This window comes from Pseudomonas sp., from assembly GCF_035554175.1.
Classification (GTDB): Bacteria; Pseudomonadota; Gammaproteobacteria; order Pseudomonadales; family Pseudomonadaceae; genus Aquipseudomonas.
The window spans coordinates 42461-68177 of the sequence record NZ_DATMIV010000001.1 but is presented as its reverse complement, the minus strand read 5'-3'; the positions used below and the strand labels follow the sequence as shown (position 1 = coordinate 68177).

Annotated in this window: 17 protein-coding genes and 1 pseudogene; 16 read left to right on the top strand and 2 right to left on the bottom strand. The window is 56.9% G+C overall.

Going from position 1 to position 25717, the window contains the following annotated elements:
• Positions 1 to 3357 (bottom strand): GAF domain-containing protein, encoded by a 3357-nt coding sequence (locus VNV36_RS00285; protein ID WP_414705488.1) that lies wholly within the window; start codon positions 3355 to 3357, stop codon positions 1 to 3.
• A 352-nt stretch (positions 3358 to 3709) separates the two neighbouring features.
• Between VNV36_RS00285 and VNV36_RS00280 the strand changes: the two genes are divergently transcribed.
• The 12 genes and pseudogenes from VNV36_RS00280 to VNV36_RS00225 all read left to right on the top strand — a co-directional run bounded on the left by VNV36_RS00280 (position 3710) and on the right by VNV36_RS00225 (position 21648).
• Positions 3710 to 4840 (top strand): ATP-binding protein, encoded by a 1131-nt coding sequence (locus tag VNV36_RS00280; protein WP_325715141.1) that lies wholly within the window; start codon positions 3710 to 3712, stop codon positions 4838 to 4840.
• Positions 4841 to 4923: 83 nt separating this feature from the next.
• Positions 4924 to 5349, top strand: a complete 426-nt coding sequence (locus VNV36_RS00275) for a low affinity iron permease family protein (protein WP_325715338.1) — start codon at positions 4924 to 4926, stop codon at positions 5347 to 5349.
• A gap of 104 nt (positions 5350 to 5453) precedes the next feature.
• Positions 5454 to 6206 carry a class I SAM-dependent methyltransferase gene (locus VNV36_RS00270; protein ID WP_325715140.1) on the top strand — a complete coding sequence of 251 codons (753 nt, stop codon included), beginning with the start codon at positions 5454 to 5456 and terminating at the stop codon, positions 6204 to 6206.
• Between the two features lie 60 nt (positions 6207 to 6266).
• Positions 6267 to 6359, top strand: a pseudogene (locus VNV36_RS00265) (site-specific integrase); the annotation flags it as partial.
• Between the two features lie 58 nt (positions 6360 to 6417).
• A complete protein-coding gene (gene folE / locus VNV36_RS00260) occupies positions 6418 to 6963 on the top strand; it encodes a GTP cyclohydrolase I FolE (RefSeq protein ID WP_076953056.1) in 546 nt (181 codons plus the stop codon).
• A gap of 105 nt (positions 6964 to 7068) precedes the next feature.
• On the top strand, positions 7069 to 7440 hold the full coding sequence (locus VNV36_RS00255) for a glutaredoxin family protein (protein WP_325715138.1): 372 nt from the start codon (positions 7069 to 7071) through the stop codon (positions 7438 to 7440).
• Between the two features lie 516 nt (positions 7441 to 7956).
• A complete protein-coding gene (locus VNV36_RS00250) occupies positions 7957 to 11502 on the top strand; it encodes a calcium-binding protein (protein ID WP_325715137.1) in 3546 nt (1181 codons plus the stop codon).
• Positions 11503 to 11910: 408 nt separating this feature from the next.
• Positions 11911 to 13260: an NCS2 family permease gene (locus tag VNV36_RS00245; protein WP_325715135.1), complete on the top strand. Its 1350-nt coding sequence runs from the start codon at positions 11911 to 11913 to the stop codon at positions 13258 to 13260.
• Positions 13261 to 13345: 85 nt separating this feature from the next.
• Positions 13346 to 13975, top strand: a complete 630-nt coding sequence (locus VNV36_RS00240) for a LysE family translocator (protein ID WP_325715133.1) — start codon at positions 13346 to 13348, stop codon at positions 13973 to 13975.
• Between the two features lie 195 nt (positions 13976 to 14170).
• A complete protein-coding gene (locus VNV36_RS00235) occupies positions 14171 to 17695 on the top strand; it encodes a calcium-binding protein (RefSeq protein WP_325715131.1) in 3525 nt (1174 codons plus the stop codon).
• A 90-nt stretch (positions 17696 to 17785) separates the two neighbouring features.
• Positions 17786 to 19624: a hypothetical protein gene (locus VNV36_RS00230; protein ID WP_325715129.1), complete on the top strand. Its 1839-nt coding sequence runs from the start codon at positions 17786 to 17788 to the stop codon at positions 19622 to 19624.
• Positions 19625 to 19794: 170 nt separating this feature from the next.
• On the top strand, positions 19795 to 21648 hold the full coding sequence (locus tag VNV36_RS00225; RefSeq protein WP_325715128.1) for a hypothetical protein: 1854 nt from the start codon (positions 19795 to 19797) through the stop codon (positions 21646 to 21648).
• A gap of 102 nt (positions 21649 to 21750) precedes the next feature.
• Here VNV36_RS00225 and uraH read toward each other — a convergent pair whose 3' ends face one another.
• Entirely contained in the window at positions 21751 to 22104 is a 354-nt protein-coding gene (uraH, locus tag VNV36_RS00220; protein WP_325715126.1) for a hydroxyisourate hydrolase, read from the bottom strand.
• Between the two features lie 420 nt (positions 22105 to 22524).
• On the opposite strand from uraH, the gene puuE reads away from it, so the two are divergent.
• The 4 genes from puuE (at position 22525) to VNV36_RS00200 (ending at position 25701) form a co-directional block, all read left to right on the top strand.
• A complete protein-coding gene (gene puuE, locus VNV36_RS00215; RefSeq protein ID WP_325715122.1) occupies positions 22525 to 23451 on the top strand; it encodes an allantoinase PuuE in 927 nt (308 codons plus the stop codon).
• Positions 23448 to 23963, top strand: coding sequence for a 2-oxo-4-hydroxy-4-carboxy-5-ureidoimidazoline decarboxylase (uraD, locus tag VNV36_RS00210; RefSeq protein ID WP_325715120.1), 516 nt, complete (start codon positions 23448 to 23450; stop codon positions 23961 to 23963). The genes puuE and uraD overlap by 4 nt, the downstream gene beginning before the upstream one ends.
• A 90-nt stretch (positions 23964 to 24053) precedes the next feature.
• Positions 24054 to 25049, top strand: coding sequence for an allantoicase (gene alc / locus VNV36_RS00205; RefSeq protein ID WP_042608506.1), 996 nt, complete (start codon positions 24054 to 24056; stop codon positions 25047 to 25049).
• Positions 25050 to 25197: 148 nt separating this feature from the next.
• Positions 25198 to 25701 carry an ureidoglycolate lyase gene (locus VNV36_RS00200; protein ID WP_325715336.1) on the top strand — a complete coding sequence of 168 codons (504 nt, stop codon included), beginning with the start codon at positions 25198 to 25200 and terminating at the stop codon, positions 25699 to 25701.
• Positions 25702 to 25717: the final 16 nt, after the last annotated feature.

Below are 25717 nucleotides of genomic sequence, written 5' to 3'. Positions count from 1 at the left end.
TCAAACGTTGATGCCGAGCAGCGACAGACTGGCTGCAAGCTCTTTCTTGCGGAACGGCTTGGCGAGCCGGGGCAGATCCGGATCCAGGCCTTCCAGTTCGGCGTAACCGGATACCAGCAGAATCTCCGTACCCGGCCGTGATTTACGCACGGCACGGGCCAGTTCTGTGCCATTGATTCCCGGCATCAGATGATCTGTGACCAGCAATTCGAATGGCTGTCCGTTTTCCAGCAAAGCCAGTGCCTCCTCGCCTGATGCAGCCTCTATGACGCTGTAGCCCAGTTCGGTCAGCATGTAGGCCGTGCTGGCGCGGACAAATTCTTCATCGTCCACCAGCAGCGCCACGCCTCGCGCCGATTGCTGGTCCGCCGCGACATCAGCGACTACGGGGGACTGCGGCACGGTCAGGCTGCGTGGAAGCCACAACTCCACGTTCGTACCCAGACCGGGTGCACTCTGGATGGTGATCGCGCCGTTCAATTGAGCAGCGAGTCCATGCACCATCGACAGGCCCAGACCGGTGCCCTTCCCCACCCCCTTGGTCGAAAAGAACGGTTCCACCGCGCGCGCAAGAGTGGTCGAGTCCATGCCAATGCCGGTGTCCGCCACGGACAACCGCACATATTCGCCGACCGGCAGTTTTGAACGGTGCCCCGTACTGACGAACTCCGTGCCTACCGAGATGCGGATGGTCCCGCCCTCGAGCATGGCGTCGCGCGCGTTGACCGAAAGATTGATGATGGCCATCTCGAGCTGATTCGGATCTGCAAGCGCCGCAGGCAGGTCTTCCGGGCCATCGACCACCACCTTGATTTGCGGACCGGTGGTGCTGGCCACCAAATGGCCCATGTCTCTGACCAGCTTCACGACATCGACCGGAACAGCCTGGAGAGGTTGCCGGCGCGCAAAGGCGAGCAATCTCTGTACCAGCGTCTTTGCGCGATCAGCCGAATGCACGGCGCCGGCAATCAGGCGCTGTTCCCGCTCACCGCCAACGCCTCTGCGCTGGAGCATGTCGAGCGTGCCGACGATCGGGGTGAGCAGATTGTTGAAGTCGTGGGCCACGCCGCCGGTGAGCTGCCCCATCGCTTCCATTTTTTGACTCTGACGCAGCGCCTGTTGCACGTCTTCACGCTCCGCGATAGCTCGGGCGATTCGGGTTTCCAGGGTTGCGTTGAGCTCTCGCAGCTCTGCTTCGATCGCCTTGCGTGCGGAGACATCCATCGCGGTGCCGGTGAATCGCACACAGCGGCCAGCGGCGTCGAAGACTGCCCGGCCTTTCGCGGCCACCCAGCGCACAGCGCCGTCCTCTCTTCCTACAGTGCGGTAGTCCACGTCGTAGAGCGCACGGCGTTCGGGGTCAACGGCCGCGGCGAAGGCCTCTATCGTCGCCTCTCGATCCTCAGGATGCAGGCCGTCATAAAAGTCCTGGATAGTGACCGACTCGTCAGCGGGGATACCAAACATGGCTTTGGTCTGCTGCGGCCAGATCAACGTGTTGTGAACCATATCCACATCCCAGAACCCGACATCGGCATGTTCTACCGCAAGACGCAGCCGCTCTTCGCTGATACGCAGGCGCGTTTCCGCGCTTACGCGTTCGATGTGCGCCCAGCAACGTTCGACGACCTCCTTGACCAGCGAGATATCGGACGGTGACCAATTGCGCGGCTGATTCTGATGAACCGCCATCATCGCCGTGAGCTGGCCTTCCTTTACCAGGGGACAGCAGATGATCGCGTCGACGCCAATCGCCTTGAAGGTCTCACGCCCCTCCCCTTGGCCAAGCTCGGCATCGACATCGCGCACGATCAAGGCGCGGCCTGTGCGCATGTCAGTCGCCGCACGTGGGCCAAAAAGATCAAGCCGATAGGTGCCCACTGAGCTGTCAATGCCGGGCGCGTTGTAGTCACTGCGAATCCAGAATCGGTCGTGGTCGCTGTCGACATCTGCGTATGCACAACGCGAAGCATCAAGCTTGCGTCCGAGCAACTCGGTCGCAGCGTTCATCGCGTCTTCGGCGTGGCGGATGTTGAAGAGTCGGCTATCGAGCTCATCAAAAAAACGCAGGCGTTGCGCGCTTTCCTGCAATGCTGCGTCGGCCTGATGCTCGGCAGTGCGATCACGGAATATCTTGACGAAGCCGCCGTGATCCAAGGCGAGTGGCATCATCAGTCCCGAGCCCCAGAAGCGCGTGGCGTTCTTGCGAACGTGCCAGCGTTCATTGATGGCGCGGCCCTGTTCTTTCGCGATCCCGAGCTCGCTGTGGAAAACGCCGTCCACCCGGTCCGCATCGGTGTAAAACAGATCGCCCTCACGGCCCACCACTTCTTCGGCGCGATAGCCAACGATGCGTTCGGCGCCGATGTTCCAACTGGTGACGATACCTTGCGCATCGAAGGTGATGATGGCGAAGTCTTCCGCGCCTTCGACGATCTGGCGATAGCGCGCCTCGCTGATCCGGATGGCAGCCTTTTCCTGTGCGCGATGAACCATCAGGCCGATGGTCTGGACGACAAAGTCGACGACCTCGATATCCTCGGGCAGCGGCTCTCGTTTTTCAGGGTGATACAAAACCAGGCTGCCGAGGACGACACCTTGCGTCGAACGAATGGGCATTGACCAGCAGACGTGAAGACCGTACTCACCGGGCGGATCCTGGAGCAGGCGCAAAGGCGCCTCGCTCGGGTCGATGGCGAAGTCTTTGTGAGCGCCATTACGCAAGCGTGGGGAGTGCGGTCCTGCGATTTCTCGCAAACGACGCTTGTCCTCATCCAGAAGGAAGATGCTCGCCAGGAAGCGGGAGGTGGATAACGTTTCCACCTCGCGGACGATTTCCCCCAGCGCCGCGTCGAGCGAACCCTCCTCGACAGCCAGACGCAAAATGCGGTTCTGCGCAGCCCTGAGCGCCGCAGCCCGGTCGCGGGCCTGCGTCAGGCGCGCGTTCTCGATGGCAATCGTGGCCAGACGCCCCAGACTCTCCAGCCGGTTGATCGTATCCTGATCGTGGGTGCGAACCTGCGCCCAGTACGCACCAAGCGCCGCGACCGGCGCAGGTCTGCCGATGGGCACCATGACAAGGCTGCGAACGAACGTCGGCGCATAGGCGTCTTGCGGAATACGCGGATCGAGCTTCACATCACTGATAGCGACGGTTTCGCTGTGATGCATCACCCATCCTGAGATGCAGTGATCCGCGGGGAAAGATTGCCCCTGCCAAAGCGGGGAAATCGAATCTTCGGCGATATATGCACAGCGACCGCCGCTCTCGACGACAATCGCGACGCCTTGCGCTCCGACCGCCGCCCGCGCCGTTTCACGAAGCACGTCCACGACCTCATCCACCGATGTCGCCATGACCAGCCGTTCGCTGGCATTCAGGACGTGAGACAGGCGCTCATCGCCACATCCTTCTTCCGCTACAGTCGGCAAAAACGATCTCCTTCATATGGCCACAGAGCCCGGCTAGCGCAGCGCTCAATGAGTTTTAACGAGCTGTGAATCATATACGGCATTCAGCCAGGAATCGTTCAATTCAACTGAGGCGAACGCGACCATCGGCGCGCCTGCGGTTGCCCACCCGCCCAGCACAAATGTTGGATCCATGCGCTTTTGTTCACTGAGGAACACGTCCTTGCTGTAGTCTCGGCTTGTCCCTGTCTCGCTCAGCGCGCCTCGTTCACGTGTTTTCCAGATATGGAGCTATCCCATGCGCTTGGCCGATTTCATTTTGCACAATATCGAACCCATCCTTCAGCACTGGGAGGATTTTGCAAAAACGTTGACGCCTGCTTCCACGACAATGGATTCGGCAGGGCTGCGTGACCATGCGGAGCAGATGCTGCGGACAATTGCTGCGGATCTCCAGACAAGTCAGAGCAGTGAAGAGAGTACGCGAAAATCACACGGCGCAGCGCCCTCGGTGGATTACGTCACCTCAGCCGAGACCCATGCTGAAACTCGCCATCTGTCGGGCTTCACGATCGGTCAGATGATCGCTGAATACAGAGCGTTGCGAACTAGCGTTCTGGCGTTATGGATGCCACCGGATCATGTCAGCAAGGAACATGAGGTCCGCGACATCATTCGTTTCAATGAAGCAGTCGACCAGGCGCTTGCAGAATCCGTGGTGACTTACACGGAAGCGGTCAACGGGGCGCGTAATGTGTTTCTGGGCATTCTCGGACATGATTTGAGAAGCCCGTTAGGGGCGATCCTGCTAAGCGCGGATGTTTTGTTGAGAGAACCCGAGCTGGCACCAAAAGTGACAAAAAACGCCTCACGCATTTACACAAGCGTAAAACGCTCGATAAAGATCGTTGGCGATCTTCTGGATTTCACTCGCACGCAGCTTGGCTCAGGTATTCCGGTACGCGTCGCCGAAGACGACCTGGCGATGGCGTGTCTGGGAATGGTCGAAGAAGCAAGGGCCTATCACCCGGATCGTCAAATCAAGTTTCAGACGCAGCCCCTGCCGCTTTGCAAATTCGATAAATCACGGATCGAGCAGGTCATCGCAAATCTCATCGGTAATGCCATTCAGCATGGTGACGCTCATTCTCCGGTGAAGGTGATTCTGGCGAAAGGCGATGGCGATGTATTGGTTCAAGTTCATAACCTTGGCGAACCGATTACAGAGGCGGCGAAGCGCAGCATCTTCAACCCGATGGCACGCCATCTGGAAAATGGCAAACCCGAATACGGTGCCAGCGCAGGGTTAGGTCTCGGCTTGCATATTGCCTCGGCAATTGTCAGTGCTCATGGTGGGACCATCGATGTTGACTCCCACATCGACAGAGGCACAACGTTCACAGTGCGATTGCCTTTGCAAGTCGACTAACCTAAAACCTCAAGAAATTTGTAAAAAAGAATTTCAATGATCGTACGTGGTCAATGGCTTACACCCACCACGGATTTTCGATTATGACGTTCGCCAAATTCTGCCAAGGGCTTTCAGACTGGGCAGGCAGCTCCAAAACATTTCTGACCGCCATTTTGCTCATCGTTGTCTGGGCCTTGACCGGGCCGTACTTTCATTACAACGACACCTGGCAACTGATCATCAACACTTCGACCACGATCATTACTTTCCTGATGGTGTTTCTGATCCAGAACACTCAGAACCGGGATAACGACATCCTTCACCTCAAACTTGATGAACTGATCCGCGCGTCCAAGGATGCGCAGAATGCCACTTTATCGCTGGACAACCTGGGGGCCAGGGAGCTGCGAGAATTGCGCAAGCGTTACAGAGAAATGGGCGAAGGCGATGAAGTCTCGGTAGAGGTGGATGTCAGCGCTGTGGTGAAGGTCGACGACAAACCTTCCTCAGGCAACCAGCCAGGGTGACCGTTGGGGCGGTGCAGCGCTCAGCCGCTGATACGCGAAACAGTACGGCATGCTCCACTTGGAGCATGCCCTGGACTTTTCAGAAAACGCAGAGAGGCTGAGTAATGTCGATCAACCGGTTGGACTTCACTACACGTTTACTGATCGACGCAGGAATCGGAAAAGGCATGCGAATCCTCGACGTGGGCTGCGGTTCGGGTGATGTCGCTTTGCTGTTGGCTGATCTGGTGGGACAACGCGGCGAGGTCATCGGTGTGGATCACGATGGCCATTCCATCGCCGTTGCGCGGCAGCGAGCCGCAGCACATGACCACTCGTGCACAACGTTTCTGCAGTGCGAGCTCCTCGCGATTCAGGACTCGATCGGAACCTTCGACGCTATCGTCGGCAGGCGCGTACTGATGTACCAGAAGGATGCGGTGGCGACGATCCGTGCGCTGTCCAGGTACTTGCGCCCCAATGGGCTCATGGTCTTTCAAGAACACGATACGACTATGGTCCCTGCAAGCCTGGATGCTTTTGCGTTGCATAAAAGAGCGCAATGCTGGCTGCAGGAAATGCTTGCTCGTGAAGGGGCCGATTTACATATCGGTTTCAATCTGCACGGCATTTTTACCCAGGCCGGCTTGACCGTTGAGACCGTGCGCGCGGAATGCATCGTGCAGACTCCCGATTCACCCTACAGCCTCGGTGCCATTGTTCGAGCGTGTTTGCCGCGAATCATCGCATTAGGGGTGGCCAGTGCAGAGGAAGTCGAAATCGATACATTGCAAGAACGGCTGGATCAGGAGCGTACAGCCTCCTCAAGCGTCTACATCGGCGATGTGATGTTCGGAAGCTGGGCGCGAAAAGTTTGACGTTGCAAATCGAGATCGATCGACACACAGGTCCAGGCGGCAATGGCCGAATCAGGCTTTCACTCTCGTCGGCAATACAACTGCCGACACACATAGGCTACCATGTGCCTCATGGCGGGTATGAATCCTGCGTTTATTGCCACTCAGCCTGGTACAAAATGGGTACAGGCAGAAACAGTACCCCTCTGAAACCCTTATGGAATCAGCCCCTGTGACACTGGAACAGAACTACACCGCGATTCTTGGCCAATTGGGCGAGGACGTGTCCCGCGAGGGCCTGCTCGACACGCCAAAGCGTGCCGCCAAAGCCATGCAGTACCTCTGCCGAGGTTATGCGCAGACGCTCGAAGAGGTCACCAATGGTGCCCTGTTCAGCTCCGACAACAGCGAAATGGTGCTGGTCAAGGACATCGAGCTGTACTCGTTGTGCGAACACCACTTGCTGCCGTTTATCGGTAAGGCACACGTTGCCTATATCCCGAGCGGCAAAGTGCTGGGCCTGTCGAAAGTCGCGCGGATCGTCGACATGTACGCCCGCCGCCTGCAGATCCAGGAAAACCTCAGCCGCCAGATCGCCGATGCAGTACTGCAGGTGACCGGCGCGCTGGGCGTGGCCGTGGTCATCGAAGCCAAGCACATGTGCATGATGATGCGCGGTGTCGAGAAACAGAATTCGTCGATGATCACGTCGGTGATGCTGGGGGAGTTCCGCGAAAACGCGGCGACTCGTAGCGAGTTCCTCAGCCTCATCAAGTAATTCGCCACAGAAAAAAAAACCGGCGTCGATCGCCGGTTTTTTTTGCCCCGTGAAAAATCGCGTAAGCTGCGCGCCTTCCTTTATTTGCACCGTGAGGCTTTCAACGTGTTCGTCAAAGCGCTTCGTGTCGGCCTCGGCCAACTGGTTATCTTCGTCGATTTCATTACCCGGCCGGGCAAGAAAAAACGCCCCGCCGCTGCTCAGGCTCAAGTCGACGCTGCTGCGAAAGACCTGACGCTGTATCAATTTCACGCCTGCCCGTTCTGCGTGAAAACCCGCCGCGCCTTGCATCGCCTGAACGTGCCAGTGGCGCTGAAGGACGCAAAGAACAACGAGCAGGATCGCCAGACGCTGCTGGAACAGGGCGGTCGGATCAAAGTGCCGTGCCTGCGCATTGAAGAGAATGGGCAGACGACCTGGATGTATGAGTCCAAGGTGATAATCGAGTATCTGGATAAGCGATTTGCGGGAGTCTAATGTGTTTGCGATGAGGGCTCGTCCAATCGCTGCAAAATCCAGATAAAAAATAGACCGGCATCTTGCCGGTTTATTTTTTTCCCAAGCTGCTTCTCTACAACTGCCCGCCGCACCACCAAACGTTACAACTCGACATAATCACACCGGATCAATGACATTTGTCCGCGAAGTGCGCCAGCGCAAAGAATTGAATCACCATCAATGAATACCGATTGAAACTTCAACAATCACAATTGAACATTTTTCGTAATACGACTGCTATATAAATCCAAAGCCGTGTTCGATACAACCGTGCACAATCACTGGCATTGGATTTCGGTAACAATGTAATTATTTATTTCCCGATATCAGCCTGAAACGGCCAGTCTCACGTCGAGACTGATTCGTTGTGGTCACAGCTGCTGTTTCAGCCAGCAATGAGAAATTTTCACCGCACAAAACAGCACGTACCTTACGAGGTTATATCGCCATCATTAAAAGATGCACAACTGAAAAAAACTGAACAAGGAAGTTTCAATGTCTACACCCTTTCCAGCTAACGGCAACTACGCCATGGACGACACCCTCGAAGTCTTGGACATCGGTATGCATGCCAATGAACGCACCGCCACGACGATCGATTTCGAAGCGACAGGTAACGATGAAACGCCAACAACACAGGCGTTGACCGGCCAACGAAAGCCCGGTCAGCTAAAGCTGCTCGACGAACTGTACGGACCGTTGAAAATAGGTCCGTACACCGTGACACGCCGTGCCCTGGATGCCTTGGGGGCGACTATCGACGGCCTGCCACTGACCGGTCATAACACGCACTTTCGGACACCCAGTCGATCTTTCGTCAACGCCCTGCAACTCAATTACGCCGAAATCGAAAAGCGCATGAAAGTCTCCACATTCGGTGATGACTATCTACTGCCTTCCTTGTTGTTCGAACTCGCCAATCTGCGCCCGGCTACTGCCCCGCCGGTCATCAGGGAAGGCGTCGGGGCAAGTGCGGAGAATAACGGTTACGCAAACAAACTGGCTCGCTTGTTGAACGCGGCTCAAAACCTCGATTTGCGCTTGGCCTATTCAAGAAAACGCATCAGTCCGAGTTGGCTCATCATCAAGAACCATTCCATGATCGGCGCCAGCGTCGGCATTCAGGCTTTTGGCATATTCATGGGGATTCGCGGCATTTTCGATGCCGTGAAGAAAAATGACCGGAGCGAAATCATCTTCAACAGCATCGGGATCGGCACAGAGGTCGCCTCGATCATCACCGACGTAGCGGTCACTAAAGCCGGCCAGCACATGATCGAAGCGGGCAGTGGCGCATTGAAGGATTTCATCAAAACCCGCGCCGGGATCCGCCTGAGCCGTTCGGGCGGCCTGGTCGGCGGCGCGCTGACGTTGCCGTTCGATATCTATAGTGCCGTCAGGGAATTTAACGCCGCCAGCAATACCACCGGCAAAGCGGCCATGGATCATTACGTCGGCGCCGGTTTGAACATCGCCAGTGCCGCCATGACCGTCATTCTCGGTACTGCCGCCATGGCCGGTTTTTCTGCCGCCGGCCCGGTCGGGCTCGCAGCGGGTGCGTTGATGGCAATCGGATCGCAGGTCTACGGCGCCGTGCGCATGGTGGACGAGATCGATGACTACATCGAACTCACTGTTGAAGAGCGCTGGCGCACCGGATGGTTTTCCTTCGTACCGTTGATGGACATAGACCAGGACATCAAGAATCGTTACGAGCTGGCCAAAGCCAAAATCGAAACCACCAAACGACTGCAAACCACCGCGCGCAAGATACTCGACGAAACGCAGCGGGACACCGTCGAAGCCGTCGTGCACGGCAGCTATGAAGATCGCCTGAAGAAAAAACGCGAACGCGTAAGGCACTGGTGGGGGGTCGAAACCATGCCGATCGTTTACGTCCCTGAGGTGGTCGGCCTTGACGATACGATTGATGCTCGCAACGGCGTGACGGCTCAAACCCCTGGTGCGGTATTGGGAGTGCCGGGGGAAAATAAAGGTATTGTATGGATGATCGGTAGTGGCAGGGACACCATCACTGGTGTCGCGAAAAAGCCCAATTTCTTTTATTACGCTGAAGGTATAAAGAATCTCACCGGGGGTGATAAGGATGACCGGTTCATTGTTCAACACGCTGCGGATGATCTGATAGGGCATGCCGAGAGCGCTGAATTTTCCCGGCTTAAGGGCGGTGCTGGCAGCGATACCTTGATAATGGATGGCAAACAGAGCCTTCCGTGTGCCGGTCGGGGTTATGACATCGACCTGGCGGCGGGCACCTTGCAAGTTTACACGCCGAACCCGGACGCAACTGTAGTGGATGGCCAGACGTACTCCCTCAATACATTGCTCGAGAGCATTGAGAACGTTCAGACGCTGCAAGACGGAAGAAGCGTTGTCACAGGGACCGAAACAGCCAACGTGATCACCGCAAAAGGCGCAGACACCATCAATGCCGGCGGCGGTGATGACAAGATTTATTTGCTCAAGGGCAACGCAAGGGCATTCGGTGAATCGGGACTGGATTTTTACCACGTGGCGTTGGCGGAGGGCTCAGTGCTCATCTCTGAAGACGGGGTAGACGAAAGTTATATTTCTCTGGGCTGGCGAATGGATCAGATCGAAAAATGGGAAGTAAGCAACTGTCGTCTTTTCATAGTAGTGAACTTCGACTTCCATTACGGTCGCAGAAGCAACATAGCCATTGACAACGTATACAAAAGAACAGACGGCCGTCGGTTTCTGCAGAATGACAAACTGACTATCATTACCCGAGACGGGTATCACCTGAAACCGGAGTTGCCTGGAACTATCGACCACGACAATCCCGTGAAGATCAACGCGGAAATTCTCAGGGAGGGAAACCCTGAAAAAACGACCATTGTTCACGCAACAGTCTGCGAAGTGCCCACCAACCAAAACAGCAACTATTACGTTCAGCGCTATCACAAGCACACTCAATTCATCACCGGCCGCGACCCAGACTCTTATTACGGCACCCGCATCTTTCTTGATTATGACTACGCCGAGATGACCAGTGCCCATGCTGTCTTTGCCACCACGCCTTCCGTTTTGATGAACAACGCGGCGGATAAGGACAAGGTCAATGTCTCATGCGACTTTCTGTTTTATTTTGGCGAGAGCCTGTTGCAGATCGCCGGATTTGGCCAATATGCAGAAACGACGCTTGATGCTGCGCTGAAGAAAGCCGCAGCCAATATCTCCACCCATGGCTACATGCTGGTATTCCGCGATGGCACATCTCACACACTGGTCCTTGAAGAGGAATACGCCGTAGCTCCGGCGCATTACCAACACAGCGTTGTCGCCAATACGCTGACCAGCCATGACTTGCGTTTCCCGCTCAGAACAAATCCTGAAGCGGTTTTCGAAATCCCCGAGACCCCGCCTTTGAAGCTGGATCACGTTTCTGCTTGCATCCGGCCCTTGCCTATCGACAAACAGACGGCGATCGAAACCTTGGAAGGTGCGGGAGCTACCTATCATCTGCATTTGCGTGAGAACAGGGTATTGAGGATTTCGACGCCGGGCGGCCTGGCGACCGCCACAACACGGCTGAACAACTCATCCACCTGGGAGATCGATGCGACGCAAATCAAAGACTTCAACATCGTCCTGGCAGGCAATCAGCTTTATATCGGAACTGTAACCCTGCATCTGCCGCAGTACGAGGCGGATGACCTGATTGACCAGATTTTGGTGATTGGGCCAGAGGGTGTGGTTCACACGGTGGACCTGGCTTTTGACCAGGTTTATATCAGCAGCCTGGACGCCCGATACTTTGAACCGCCCACGCTTGCTGATTTACCTGAGGCATTTTCAGCGATTGCGCACCGCGAACTGCCCGTGCGCCATGTTGCATTGCGCGACGGCACTCGAGGCGCGTTGAAGTACAACCTGACCAACCGCAAGTGGATCCTGGACAGCAACAAATCCCGGGACATAAATTATTCGGAGCTGGAAGTTTTGAGACGTTGCGAGCATCAGACCAAAACGGCGCCCCCGTCGCTGCCCGACCACTGATCACTGGCCATTCGACGTCAGCGCCTGAATAAACCGGCCTCCGAATCTGAGCGTGAGGGAGTTGCTGGCCTTGCCCGGCGTGAGCAAACCGTTGGCTCACAGTCAGACTGGCCATGAGTGACTGAACCGACGCCATCGCGAGCAGGCTCGCTCCCACAGGGCAATGGATTCAAAGGTGGGAGCGAGCCCGCTCGCGATCGAACTGAAAGCCATATATCCCCATCATCAAAAAAATCGTCGACAAAACCCAAAACAATATTTGCTTTATTTGTACACAAAAGCATAATCCACTGCGTGCGAGTTCCTGACTACACGGTCAACAAATTCGCGTATGCCTCAAAGGGCCGCTGCCACCCCTCATGGGTCCGGTCCTGGAAATAACAATAAAACTCTTGAGGAGTACTCGCTGTGGAAAGCCGCAAATCCGAAGCACCGCCGCTCGAGCTCACGCCGCCATTACGCAATGGCCTGCTGGAGCGTCTGTTCAAACTCAGCTTGCATGGCACCACGGTGAAGACCGAGCTGATCGCCGGTCTGACAACCTTCATCACCATGGCCTACATCATCTTCGTCAACCCCAACATCATGGCCGATGCCGGGATCGACCACGGTGCGGCCTTCGTCGCTACCTGTATCGCCGCCGCGCTCGGCTGCCTGTTGATGGGCCTCTACGCCAACTGGCCGGTCGGCCTCGCGCCGGGCATGGGCCTCAATGCGTTCTTCACTTACACCGTAGTCGGCACCATGGGCTACAACTGGGAGACCGCCCTGGGCGCGGTGTTTGTCTCGGGTGTGCTGTTCATGTTTCTGACCTTTTCGCGGATTCGTGAATGGCTGCTCAACAGCATTCCGGTGAGCCTGCGCTTTGCGATGGGCGCCGGTGTCGGCCTGTTCCTTGGCCTGATCGGTCTGAAGACTGCCGGTATTGTCGTCGACAGCCCGGCTACCTTGATAAAACTCGGCTCCCTGCGCGAGCCAGGCCCGCTGCTCGCTACGATCTGCTTCCTGATGATCGCCATCCTCAGTTACCACCGCGTGTTCGGTGCAATCCTGATCAGCATCATCACCGTCACCCTCGCCGGCTGGGGCCTGGGCCTGGTGCACTACGAGGGCATCATGTCCGCCCCGCCGAGCCTGGCGCCCACCTGGATGGCGATGAACGTCGCCGGTGTGTTCAACGTCAGCATGATCAGCGTGGTGCTCGCGTTCCTCTTCGTGCACATGTTCGATACCGCCGGCACGCTGATGGGCGTAGCCCAGCGCGCCAACCTCTTCGCGGCTGACGGTCGCATCGAGAACCTGTCGCGCGCGCTGAAGGCCGACAGCGCATCCAGTGTCTTCGGCGCCGTCGTCGGCGTGCCGCCGGTAACAAGCTACGTGGAAAGTGCCGCCGGCGTAGCCGCTGGTGGTCGGACTGGTCTTACCGCCGTCACTGTGGGTGTGCTATTTATAGCGGCGATGTTTTTCGCACCGCTGGCTGGCATGATCCCCGCTTATGCTACCGCTGGTGCGCTGATCTACGTGGCGATGCTGATGATGGGCGGCATGGCCCACATCGAATGGGATGAAGCGACGGATGCCATTCCGGCGATCGTGACGGCAATCATGATGCCGCTGACCTTTTCGGTCGCCGACGGCATCGCGCTGGGCTTCATCACTTATGTGGCGTTGAAGGCCGGCACTGGCAAGTACAAGGAAATTTCCGTGAGCCTCTGGGTACTTTGCGCGATCTTCATCGCCAAGTTCATCTTCCTGTAAGCGCTGCGCGGCTCAGGCCTCAAACCAGCCTCACCCTCACGGGTGGGGCTTTTGTGCATCTCGATAACAACAAAGGAGCAAAGCGATGAGTCTGGAAACCTGGCTGCTGTTCAGTGGCGCAGCATTGGTAGTGATCCTGATTCCTGGGCCGCTGTCGTTGCTGATGATCAGCAACAGTCTGAATTACGGTTTGCGCCGGTCGTACCCGGCGTTTCTCGGCGGTGTGATTGCCTCGATCTGTCTGCTCAGCGCTTCGGCACTGGGGCTTGGCGCGTTGCTGCTGGCCTCGGAGCAGCTGTTCAGTGCGCTGAAAATCGTCGGCGCGCTGTACCTGTTCTATCTTGCCTGGCAGAGCTGGCAGCAATCACGGCAGCCTTCAGTGGGCGCTGAAGTGCCCCTGGCTGCACCTGTGCCACGCTTTCGCACGCTGTTCGGGCGTGCCTTCGTGTTGGGCGCGAGCAATCCGAAAGACATCCTGTTCTTCGCCGCGTTTCTGCCGCAGTTTCTGAGCGCGCAACAACCGTTTCTGCCGCAGTTGCTGATCATGATTGTGACGTGGGTGGTGCTCGATCTGTGCTGCAAACTGGCGTACGGGTTGGGTGCCCATGGGGCAGCGCGATATTTGCGTAGCGGCAAGGGCCAAAGCTGGTTCAACCGGATCAGTGCCGGATTGTTCGGTGGTGCCGGTGCTGCATCGTTGCTCAGTAGTCATTAAGTATTGCGACAATTAGCCATCCCGCCTGAACGGATTCAAGTCGGGATGGTGCTGTTTACAATTAATCACAGCGCCCCAACCCTGTAATCAGGGATATGCAATACAAGGCAACAACCCATCGATGTACAGCGCTCAAAAGCACGCCGTAATATCCGTTTCGACTCGAAACAAACCTGCCTGAACAAGGAAGTTCCAATGGCAACTTTGATACACGAAGCGTCAGTACAGACTGACCCGGCAATAAACCCGAACAACGACAAAGTTACGGATACGGTCGTTATCACGGATATGCAATTCGAAACCAACGAGCGCACTGCCTCAACTATTGACCTTGCGGAAATCCCACGCAAAACAAGTCAATTGAAATTGGTCGACGAAATATTTGGCCCTTTGCAGATGGGGAATATTTCAATCACTCGAGTTGCTCTGGACAGTTTGGGGGCGACCTTCGAAGGCAATCCGTTAAATGGTCGAAATACTTTCAGCGGGGTGCCCAAACGCTCTTTTTTCAATGCGCTGCAACTGGATCTCGACAAAGTCGAACACGCGATAAAAACCGCCACGGGCAGCGACAGTTATTTACTGCCGACGCTGCTGTTTGAAATGGCCAGTCAGCGCCCGCTGACCGCGCCTCCACTGTTCGCCAAGCGCAGTGCCGCCGAGAGTGATCCGGGCAATTACCGCCGCAAGCTGATCAAACTTGCAAATGCAGCGCAGACACTCGACCTGCAGCATGTGCATCTGCCCAAGCACGATCCACGCTGGAAGACATTGACCAAAAGCTACGCGACACTCGGCTCGAGCATCGGTATCCAGGGTTTCGGGATATTCATGGGCCTGCGTGGAGTGGTCGATGCGATCAAGGCCGACAACACACCGGAGATCGTGCTGAACGGCGTGGGCGTTGCGTCGGAGCTCGGATCGATCGCGGTCGATCTGACCGTCAGCAAAATGGCCACCGAGATGCTCACCGCCGGGCAACACGCTTTCCGCGACTTCGCGAGGACGCGGATGGCCCTCAGGCTGGGGCGCTCAGGTGGTCTGGTCGGCGGCGCGTTGACGTTGCCCTTCGATATCTTCACCGCCGTCCGCTCCATGAATGCCGCTGCGAACACCACTGGCAAGGAAGCGATGGATCACTACGTCAGCGCCGGGTTAAGCATTACCAGTGCAGCCATGACCTTGATCCTCGGCGCTGCGGCAATGGCCGGATTTTCGTTTGCCGGCCCGGTCGGACTGGCTGCCGGTGCGCTTCTGGCCATTGGCTCGCAGGTTTATGGTGCGGTACGCGTCGTCGACGACATTGACGACTATATCGAGCTCACCGTGGAAGAGCGGTGGCGTACCGGCTGGTTTTCGTTCTGCATGCTGGACATCGATCAGGACATTCAAGACCGCTATCTAAAAGCGAAGACGCTGGTACAGCACTCGCTCAAAGTGAAGACGACGACAAGACAGCTGCTCGATGGCCCTCTCAAGGACAGCACCGAAGCCATCGTCAATGGCCAGTTCGAAGTTCAGCTGCGGCCAACCCGCGCCTGGAAGCGACACTGGTGGACCAAACGGGATGCGTGGGTATCGTCAAATGTCCCTGAAATAGTGGGCCTCGACGACACCATCGATGCGCGCGAAGGCGTTACCAAGGACACGCCCGGTGCGGAATTGGGGACTGCGGCCGAGCACAAGGGCATTTTGTGGCTGCTTGCCGAGGGGCGTGACGCGATCCAGGGGGTCGAGAAAAAACCGAACGTCTTTCATTACAAGTCAGGCAGAAAACAACTGACTGGCGGCGAGAAAGACGACCGGTTCGTATTCGAAAACGCGGCTGACTTCCTGAAACAAGACACGAATGCGGCAGAATATTCGACACTGCGAGGCGGCGAAGGCAATGACACGCTGATGCTCGGCGGCCGTTACTCCAGTCACCTTACGAATAAAACCGGCTATGACGTCGACCTGCTGGCCGGCACGCTCCAGATCATCTCGACCGATCAGTCTGCCGATCAGGGCAAAAAATACGCCCTGCACAGCTTGATAGACAGCATTGAAAATGTTGAGACCGTCGACGGCGCGGCAAGCGTGGTGACCGGCACAGCGCAACCCAACATTATCAAGGCGCGCGGCAGCGACGTGATCGAAGCAGGCGCCGGGGATGACCGGATCTACTTGTCGCACAGGAATGCCAAAGCATCCGGTGAAGCGGGCGCCGATCAGTATTTCATTGCTCACGTGGAGGGGCGCTTCTCGATTTACGAAGATGGCAAGCAGGCAAGTTACATTGTACTGAACTGGAAAAAAGAGCTGATTGACTCATGGAAAGTCGAGGATAACGACTTGATCATTACTTCCGGATTCGAGTTTCTGGATATCCCGAAAAACATATTAACCATTCATGATGTTTATAAAAAAGAAGACAACGAACGGGTACTGATCAATAAAAACCTGATTTTCATCACTGGCGACGGCTACTCCTTCAGCCTGGATTTACCAGAGAAAATCAGCGACGGTCAGACAGCGGATATTCCCGAAATATTCATCAAACTTGGCCAACCGCAGAAATCGATCATCGTTTACTCGGATGAATGCTGGATCAGACATCAGCAGGAAGCGAGTTATTACGTGCCCCGCTCCGGTAACATGACCACCTTCTACTCGGTAGATCGCCCTACATTAGTTACCAGAATTTATCTGGATTACCGCAGTGACGAACTGACAAAGGCCGAGGCGCATTTTTTTGCAGTCAAACACAAGTCATATCCACTCACAGCAGGTTGCCACCTGGTTTATCACTTTGGCGAAAAACGTATCAAGTTGAATTATTTTGCCGCCGCCCGTAATCAAGATGATCACGATAACCTGACAAAAATCCTGCGCACCATGGCGGCCCGGCCGTTTTATCGTTACGTGCTGATTTTCAATGACGGTGTTGCCATCAATGCCGGTCTCACGGCTGAAACCGACGCCCTGCCGGCCTTCACTGATTACGCTGTGCCAAGGAACTGGATCACTCCGATGACTCTGCCCCTGGCCGTTCGCTCTCGGCGCTACAGCTCTGCGTTGCCGGAAAGCAAAGCGCACGAAACCGGCAATCGGAATGGCTGTGTCACGCTCGTATCCCTGACCGTCCAGACCGCCATGGAAAGCCTTATAGGTGCGGGCGCAAGATACCTGATTCATCTCGTTGCCGACATGACCATCAAACTATCGACACCGGGTGCCCTCGCCAAGTCGAGCGTTAGGCTAGCGCATTCTTCCACATGGGAACTCGATGCCACAAAACTGGGCCCCGTCGAAATCAAACTCACGGAAAACCGCTTATCCATCGGCACTTGCGCTGTCCACCTGCCAGTGTATGAAGCCGAGGACTTGATCGATCAGATCCGGGTTATTACCGAGAACGGAATTGTTCACACAGTCGATCTGGTTTTTGATCAGGTCTACCGGGATGGCCTGGATGCACGATTCTTTGAGGAACCGGATGCTTCGCAGCCGCTGCCCGCAGCGCTCAGGCCATTCGCCAACGATGTGGTGAAGGTCTCGAACGCTCAGTGGATATTCGATGAGACAGCTGCATTGAGTTACAGCTTCGCCGCACACGGTTGGGTGCTGCGTGCCGACAACTCACGGGTTGAAGCGTCCGAGCTGCAAGTAACCAATCGCTGCGGTCACCAGACCCGCATCTTCGAGGTCATGCCCCCCATCACTGTCCCGCCCGCTTAACGGCTAGAGCTTTCCATCGATCCCCTTCGCGAACGTTGCTTTTTGTGCAGGCGCCTGCGCGCCTGCGCATTCACTTTATGAGTATTTCCAATGGCCAAATCACCGAAAAAAGTTCCTCTTACCACCAAAGCCGAGCTGCCCGATACCGCGGGTTCAGGTTCGCCGACGCGAAGCAACAGCGTTGGTCTGGATATGCTGGACTACTTGTTGCTGGGCATTGAGCCTACCCCGGCAAACGGCAGCCCAGACACCTCGGCAGCGGTCGAGCGCCCCCCCGCGGTGATCGTTCATGAGTTGCCGCCGACAGCAGACGAATTCAGCGCGACTCGCAGCGCGACTGCCTGGCCGCCAGAGCGTTTTCACGAGCTGGTCCCCCTGCCAGACAACAGTGGACTGTTCACCGGCCCGGATCAGCGAACGTACGCACACATCGCCGGTGAAGGACGGTTCATGGTCGAACAGGATCCGCACGGCAACTACCATTTGCCGCTGACCTTTGCGCCCGGCGTCCCTGGCCTTGCCCTGGTTCGCAACGAAGGTCAGGCGAGCTGGCGCATCCAGCGCCCTGACCCGCAATCGATCCGGCCCGCCCCGGCCCCCCCCACCTACCTGACGCCATCCGAGGCCAATTCGCTGACCCAACCAGAGCTGGCCACTGATGGCATTCGCTACAACAAGCTCAGACAGACCTTCGTCACCACGGTAGACGGCACCGTCATGGTGCGCAAAAACAAGGCCGGCGAATATCAACAGGCGTTTGCGTCAACCCGCGAGGCCCCTGAAGTTTATTTTGAACAGATCCCGGGAACGCTGTTCTGGCGGCAGAAGATTTCCAGCACAAAGCCCGAAGAAACACCGTCATCCAGCCGACCGCCGATCGCCCGGACCGAAGAGCCAATCGCCGGCCCGAGCAAACGGCCACGGCTGGACGAGCCAGCCGAACCGGCAACATCGCAGCCGGCCCTCGTTCAGGATCAGCAAACCCCGTATCACTGGTTGTCCTGGGGGCACTTCACCAAGCTTGCGGGAGTCGAGTCGGTACAGCTTGGCGGGCTGCATTATCCCATCGTACCGGTTGGCTCAAATTCCGCAGCCAACGTTTATTTTGTGCGTCATCCCGAGTTTGTACCGACGCACTTTGAGGCTTTCGAAAACATGCTGGTCAACGCTCCGATGTTGCAGCCAGTGGCAACGTCTCGAATTGGCAGCAGCCTCACCGAAATCCACCCGGGAAAACGATTTTTCGAAGAGCCGATAACACAGTCAGTTGCTCGCGCATTCCCCCAGTTTTCCGACGCCACTGCGCGCGCCGTCGCCAAGCGGATGTTTGAACTGGCGGATCACTCGCCAACCATCACCGGCACCGGGCTGGTGAATATCCAGGCCGCGCTGCATCAATGGCTACAACAGCCACTATCCACGACGCCGATGCTCCCCGACCCGATAAGCATGCTGGCCGTGGCACCCGATATCGACCTTGGGGGGAAAAGACTGATTCCGATGCCTCCCCAGGTCGACAGCGAGTTGCGACGGCTGACTTTCGATCCGCAGCGTTTTGCCCCGGCCTGGAATCACTACACAACCTATCCCTCGGACCTCAACCTGAGGCGTCTGCTGCGCGCCTTGCTGTTGGACAGCGGCTACGAATTATTCCCGCTGACGTACGAACATCGCAAGCCGACGCTGGTGTTCAAACTGGCTGAGGGCGATCAGATTTTCTTCCTCAAACTCGGATCGATAGATCAGGCGGGGCTGACACACGTGCCCGGCAACGAACTGAATGAACCGAGCCTGCCCACCAGAGTTGGTCAGGTCGCTTTCAAGGCTCTCACCGAGGCCGCCGCGCAAAGCAAAGTGGTGTGGCTGATCGGCGGAGTATTGAAGGTCGCCGACAAACCTGACTCGGTATTCATTCTCCGCGAGCGCTGAGTAATGGCGAGGATGTCCTCGAGCACGGTCTGCCGTCGAGGGCGCCCGCGCAAAACACCCTCAGTCTCATCATCAGCTCAACACCTTTATACCGCACAGGATGCTTCGCTTTCGCCAAACATCCGTCTGCCCGCTACCGGGCTCCACTACATTGATCAAGGAATGATTAAATGGCCAAGCCACCGAAAGTCGGCGCCCCCCGTCCGACCACCGAGAATCCGTCGCCGCCCCGGACCACGTCAGACATACCGCAGGTTGAACTGACACACAACGGTATTGCCGACACACTTCCTTCCGTTGGCAGGCCCCAATCCGATGGGGCTGGCACTTCGACACCTGACGATACTGCGCCGCGCGTCGTGGTCAATTCCGTTACCGATCCCATGATGACGGAACTCAACGCTCGCCTCGCAGACATCACCTTGCCCGAATCGCAGGCACACCTGTTGCGCCCGCTCGAATCCGTCGACGGTTTGTACAAGACCCCGGATGGCAGGGTCTTCGCACCTCTTGAAGACGGCGGCCACTACCGCGTTGAAATCAATGCCGACGGGAATTACCAGATTCCCTGGCCGGACGCGCCGGGCATATCGCCGCCGGTTGTGAAGAAAATCGAAGGGCGGTCGCTGTGGCGTGTAGAAGCCGATTGGTATGCACAGCGAAGGCAGCTTCCAGCGACATCCGAGGCGACTACGATCACCGCGCACGCCGGACAGACGACGTACTTCCTGGAGCCGAACCTGGCGAGTCTGCTGCCTGCGGCACAACAATCGGCAGACGGCATACGCCAGGGACCACATGGGAGAATCTATGTCGACACCGCAAACGGCACGATCATGGTGCGCAAAAACCAGCAGGGCGAATATCAATTGGCATCCTCGACAACGAGGGATGTACCGGTTGAGATTTTCGAGCAAATACCCGGCGACGTTCTCTGGCGCCGTAAATTACCGCCATCTTCGCGCCCCGCTGGGGATGAGCCACAGCCCGGACCGGCCAAGCGTCCACGTTTGAATGAAAACGAGCACATGACACTGCTGCGCCCGGCCCTGGATCCCGATGACACCTGGCGGAGCTGGGGAAGCGAAACGAAGCCGCAGGATGGGGACTCCGTCGAAATCGACGGCAAGCACTATCGGATAGTTGCTCAACCCGGCCATGCTGACGATACGCTGGTGTTTATCACTCATCCGCTACTCCTGGCCATGGATTTCGAAGCGTATGAAGGCACGCTGGCACTTACGCCGGAACTGCAACCAAGAGGGGCCATCAAACTGGCGGATAAACGGAGCGGCCAGGGAGGGGATAAATGGCGAGTTGTGGACGGGTTGCCGTTCAAAAAGCCACTGACTCGATATGTCAAAGACAGCTTTCGCAATTTCACAGATGTTTCAGCGATCGAAATTGCTCGAGAGATGTTCATCCGCGCCAACCATTCCGATGTCATAACGGGGCGTGGGATAAATGACCTGCTTGAGATGTTGACGTATTGGAAAACGCGTCGGCGTGGCGCTTGGGACCAGACAATACCGGGACGGCAGGATCTGATGGATCCGTTTGTGCTGCTTTCGAAACTGCCGAGGGATGCCAACCATTACGTTCACCTGCCACCGGCATCCGCCACCGGCTTGCAGCGCATCGACATCGATACCAGGGATTTCTTTGGCAGGCAGTATCCAGCAGGCAGAGAGTCACAGCGGGAAAGCTTCAGGGATATTCTGCAAGACCACGGCTACAGGGTTTCCAATACTTTTCGCCGGAATGCGAAGGATGCACTGCTGATCCAGCGAAGGGATGTTGATACGGTTTTTATTCTGTTTCCTGACAAATTTGGTCAAAGCCCCGCTTACGTGCCCGACACGACCCAGTGGCTGAAGAGGCGTGCGTTGGTCACTCAAATTGATCCGAGTGATAAAAAAACCCTTCAAGATGCCCATGCCGCAAACAAGATCATCTATCTGGTGGGTGGTCATGAAAAGCTTGCTTCGGGGCAAACCAATCTTGTCATCGCCAGAATTGATTGACGCGTGATAACCCGCGCATAAAAAAGCCCGCAGTGTGAGCGGGCGAAAGACCAAAGAAGCTATATGCGCAGTCGCTTCCCGGTTGGGGCAGCTGCTTGGGGGTCAGCTGCCCCGATACGTGGAATAGCTGTAAGGCGAAATCAGCAGGGGAACGTGATAGTGCTCCTGCTCGGCGCAAATGCCGAAACGCAGCACCACCACGTCGAGAAACGCCGGCTCGGGCAGTTGCACGCCACGGGCGCGGTAATAATCGCCAGCGTGGAACTGCACCTGATAAACGCCGCTGCGATAATCCTCGCCTTGCAGCAGCGGCGCATCGACCCGGCCGTCGCTGTTGGTTGTCGCACTGGCGACCAATTCCAGATGCGATCCTTCAACGCGATACAGCTCGACCTTGATCGAGCTGCCCGGGCAACCGTGTGCAGCGTCCAAAACGTGTGTTGTCAAACGTCCCATTGATTCTGCGCGCCTGGCCGCCATGGGCGATCAGACTTCGCGCCTCCGAAGTCAGTTGAAAAAGGAGACCGCACCGATTCGGAGCACGAAAAGCTGCGGCGAGCGACTGATTAAGACACTTTTCAAAAAAATTGTACACAATAAAAATGACATTTTTCCCTCCGCTCCCGCCATCCGGGCTTTTACCGCTAATCGTCGGCGAATGCGCCTGATCATTGAACCTTCGATTCATTAGCTGACTGGTCAGGCAGGTTTCTTGCAGGCTTATACCCTGAACAGCAAAAGATGACGGCCGGTGAAAAATGCAAAAATTCAGGCTTACAAAATGCCAATAAAGTTGTATACAATCAGCGCATCGCTGTGACGCCAGCCTGCCAGGCCGCCACACCAATCTGTCAACGTACAAGAAGGAAGACTGCAGTGAGCGCTGACTACCCACGCGACCTGATCGGTTACGGCAGTAACCCTCCTCACCCACACTGGCCGGGCAACGCCCGGATCGCCCTGTCCTTCGTGCTCAATTACGAAGAGGGTGGCGAGCGCAACATTCTGCACGGCGACAAGGAATCCGAAGCCTTCCTGTCCGAAATGGTTGCCGCTCAGCCGCTGCAGGGCGCGCGCAACATGAGCATGGAATCGCTTTACGAGTATGGCAGCCGTGCCGGCGTATGGCGGATTCTCAAACTGTTCAAGCAATTCGACATTCCACTGACCATCTTCGCCGTGGCCATGGCCGCCCAGCGTCACCCGGACGTGATCCGTGCGATGGTCGAGGCCGGACACGAGATCTGCAGCCACGGCTACCGCTGGATCGACTATCAGTACATGGACGAAGCGCAGGAACGCGAGCACATGCTCGAAGCGATCCGCATCCTCACCGAACTGACCGGTGAACGTCCGCTGGGCTGGTACACCGGTCGCACCGGGCCGAACACCCGTCGCCTGGTGATGGAAGAAGGCGGCTTCCTCTATGACTGCGACACCTACGACGACGACCTGCCCTACTGGGAGCCGAACAACCCGACCGGCAAGCCGCATCTGGTGATCCCGTACACCCTCGACACCAACGACATGCGCTTCACCCAAGTGCAGGGTTTCAACAAGGGTGACGATTTCTTCGAATACCTCAAAGACGCGTTCGACGTGCTCTACGCCGAAGGTGCCGAGGCACCGAAAATGCTGTCGATCGGGCTGCACTGCCGGCTGATCGGCCGCCCCGCTCGCCTTGCTTCGCTCAAGCGCTTCATCGAATACGCCAAAAGTCATGAACAGGTGTGGTTCAGCCGTCGCGTCGACATCGCGCGCCACTGGCAGCAAACCCACCCGTACCAAGGGGCCGCCAAATGAGCCGCTTTCAAACCCTGCAACCGTCGACCCTGAACCGCGACGCTTTCGTCAAAGCCTTTGCCGACATCTACGAACATTCGCCATGGGTGGCCGAAAAGGCCTACGACCTGGGCGTAGATGCTTCGATCGACGAGATCGAAACCCTGCACCAGCGCATGAGCGACATCCTGTTGAGCGCCGATCATGCAAGCCAGCTTGCCCTGATCAACGCTCACCCGGACCTGGCCGGCAAAGCCGCCGTCCAGGGCCAGCTTACCGCGGCCAGTACTGAAGAACAGTCGGGCGCGGGGATTCACCAATGCACGGCCGAAGAGTTCCAGCGCTTCACCGAGCTGAACGACGCCTACAAGGCCAAGTTCAAGTTTCCCTTCATCATGGCGGTAAAAGGCAGCAACCGGCATCAGATCCTCGCGGCGTTCGAAACGCGCATCAACAATTCGGCAGACGCCGAGTTCAAATGCGCGCTGGCGGAGATCAACAAGATTGCCCTGTTCCGTTTACTGACTCTTTAGCAAGCCTGGCCCGAGAAACCTCTAGAACGCTTGTGTTTCCCAGGGCCCTGCAAGCATCCCCAGCCACTTATTCAAAGGCAGACAAGAAGAATGAAAGCTTACGCCGTACCTTTCGAAAAATACGTCAACCTGGCCGATGCCCGTCTGGGCACCAAGATCATTTCGGTCACCGATGACTGGTTCGCAGACGCCAATCGTCTGTTTCAGCCGACTCCGGCCGTGTGGAAGGAGGGCGTGTTCGATGACAACGGCAAGTGGATGGACGGCTGGGAGTCGCGCCGCAAGCGCTTCGAAGGCTACGACAGCGCGGTGATCCGTCTGGGCGTACCGGGCTCGATCAAAGGCGTGGACATCGACACTTCATTCTTCACCGGCAACTACCCGCCATCGGCCTCGCTGGAAGCGTGCTTCCTGGCCTCGGGCGAGCCGGATGAAAACACCCAGTGGACCGAAGTGCTGTCGGCCGTCGAGCTGCAGGGCAACAGCCATCACTACCACGAAATCAGCAACGACCAGGCCTTCAGCCACCTGCGCTTCAACATCTACCCGGACGGCGGCGTTGCCCGTCTGCGCGTGTACGGCATTCCGTTCCGCGACTGGTCGGCGGTTGGCGACAACGAGCAAGTCGATCTGGCCGCAGCCCTGAACGGTGGCCGCGCCCTTGCCTGCTCCGACGAACACTTCGGCCGCATGAGCAACATCCTCAATCCGGGCCGTGGCATCAATATGGGCGACGGCTGGGAAACCGCGCGTCGTCGCACGCCGGGTAATGACTGGGTCATCGTCGCCCTGGGCCATCCGGGCGAGATCGAGAAAATCGTCGTCGACACCCTGCACTTCAAGGGCAACTACCCTGACACCTGCTCGATCCAGGGCGCGTTCGTCAAGGGCGGCACCGACAGCCAGATCGAAACCCAGTCGCTGTTCTGGCGCGAACTGCTGCCGAGCCAGAAGCTGGAAATGCACGCCGAACACACCTTCGTCGAGCAGATCAAGGCACTGGGCCCAATCACCCACATCCGCCTGAACGTGTTCCCGGATGGTGGCGTGAGTCGCCTGCGTGTATTGGGCAAGGTCGCGAAGTAATGCTGAGTCTGTAGGAGCTGCCGCAGGCTGCGATCTTTTGATCTTAAAAACAAAATCAAAAGATCGCAGGCTTCGCCAGCTCCTACAGGGATTGCGCAAGACGCACTGGCAAGTTGAACAACACAGAATTTTGGATAAGAAGAACAGCATGCGCACACTGACGATTGAACCGCTGACCAAAGAAGCCTTCGCCCCTTTCGGTGACGTGATCGAAACCGATGGCAGCGATCACTTCATGATCAACAACGGTTCGACCATGCGCTTCCACAAACTGGCGACGGTCGAAACCGCAGCGCCTGAGGACAACGCCATCATCAGCATTTTCCGCGCCGATGCGCAGGACATGCCGCTGACCGTTTGCATGCTGGAACGCCATCCGCTGGGCAGCCAGGCTTTCATTCCGCTGCTCGGCAACCCCTTTCTGATCGTGGTCGCGCCACTTGGCGATGAACCTGTATCAGGCTTGGTCCGCGCCTTCGTCACCAACGGCAGGCAGGGCATCAATTACCATCGCGGCGTCTGGCACCACCCGGTGCTGACGATCGAAAAGCGGGATGACTTCCTGGTGGTTGATCGCAGTGGCACAGGCAATAACTGCGATGAGCATTTTTTCAAAGAGGATGAGCGTTTGATCCTCGCCCCCCACCAATAAGAGAAGGTCTGATCAC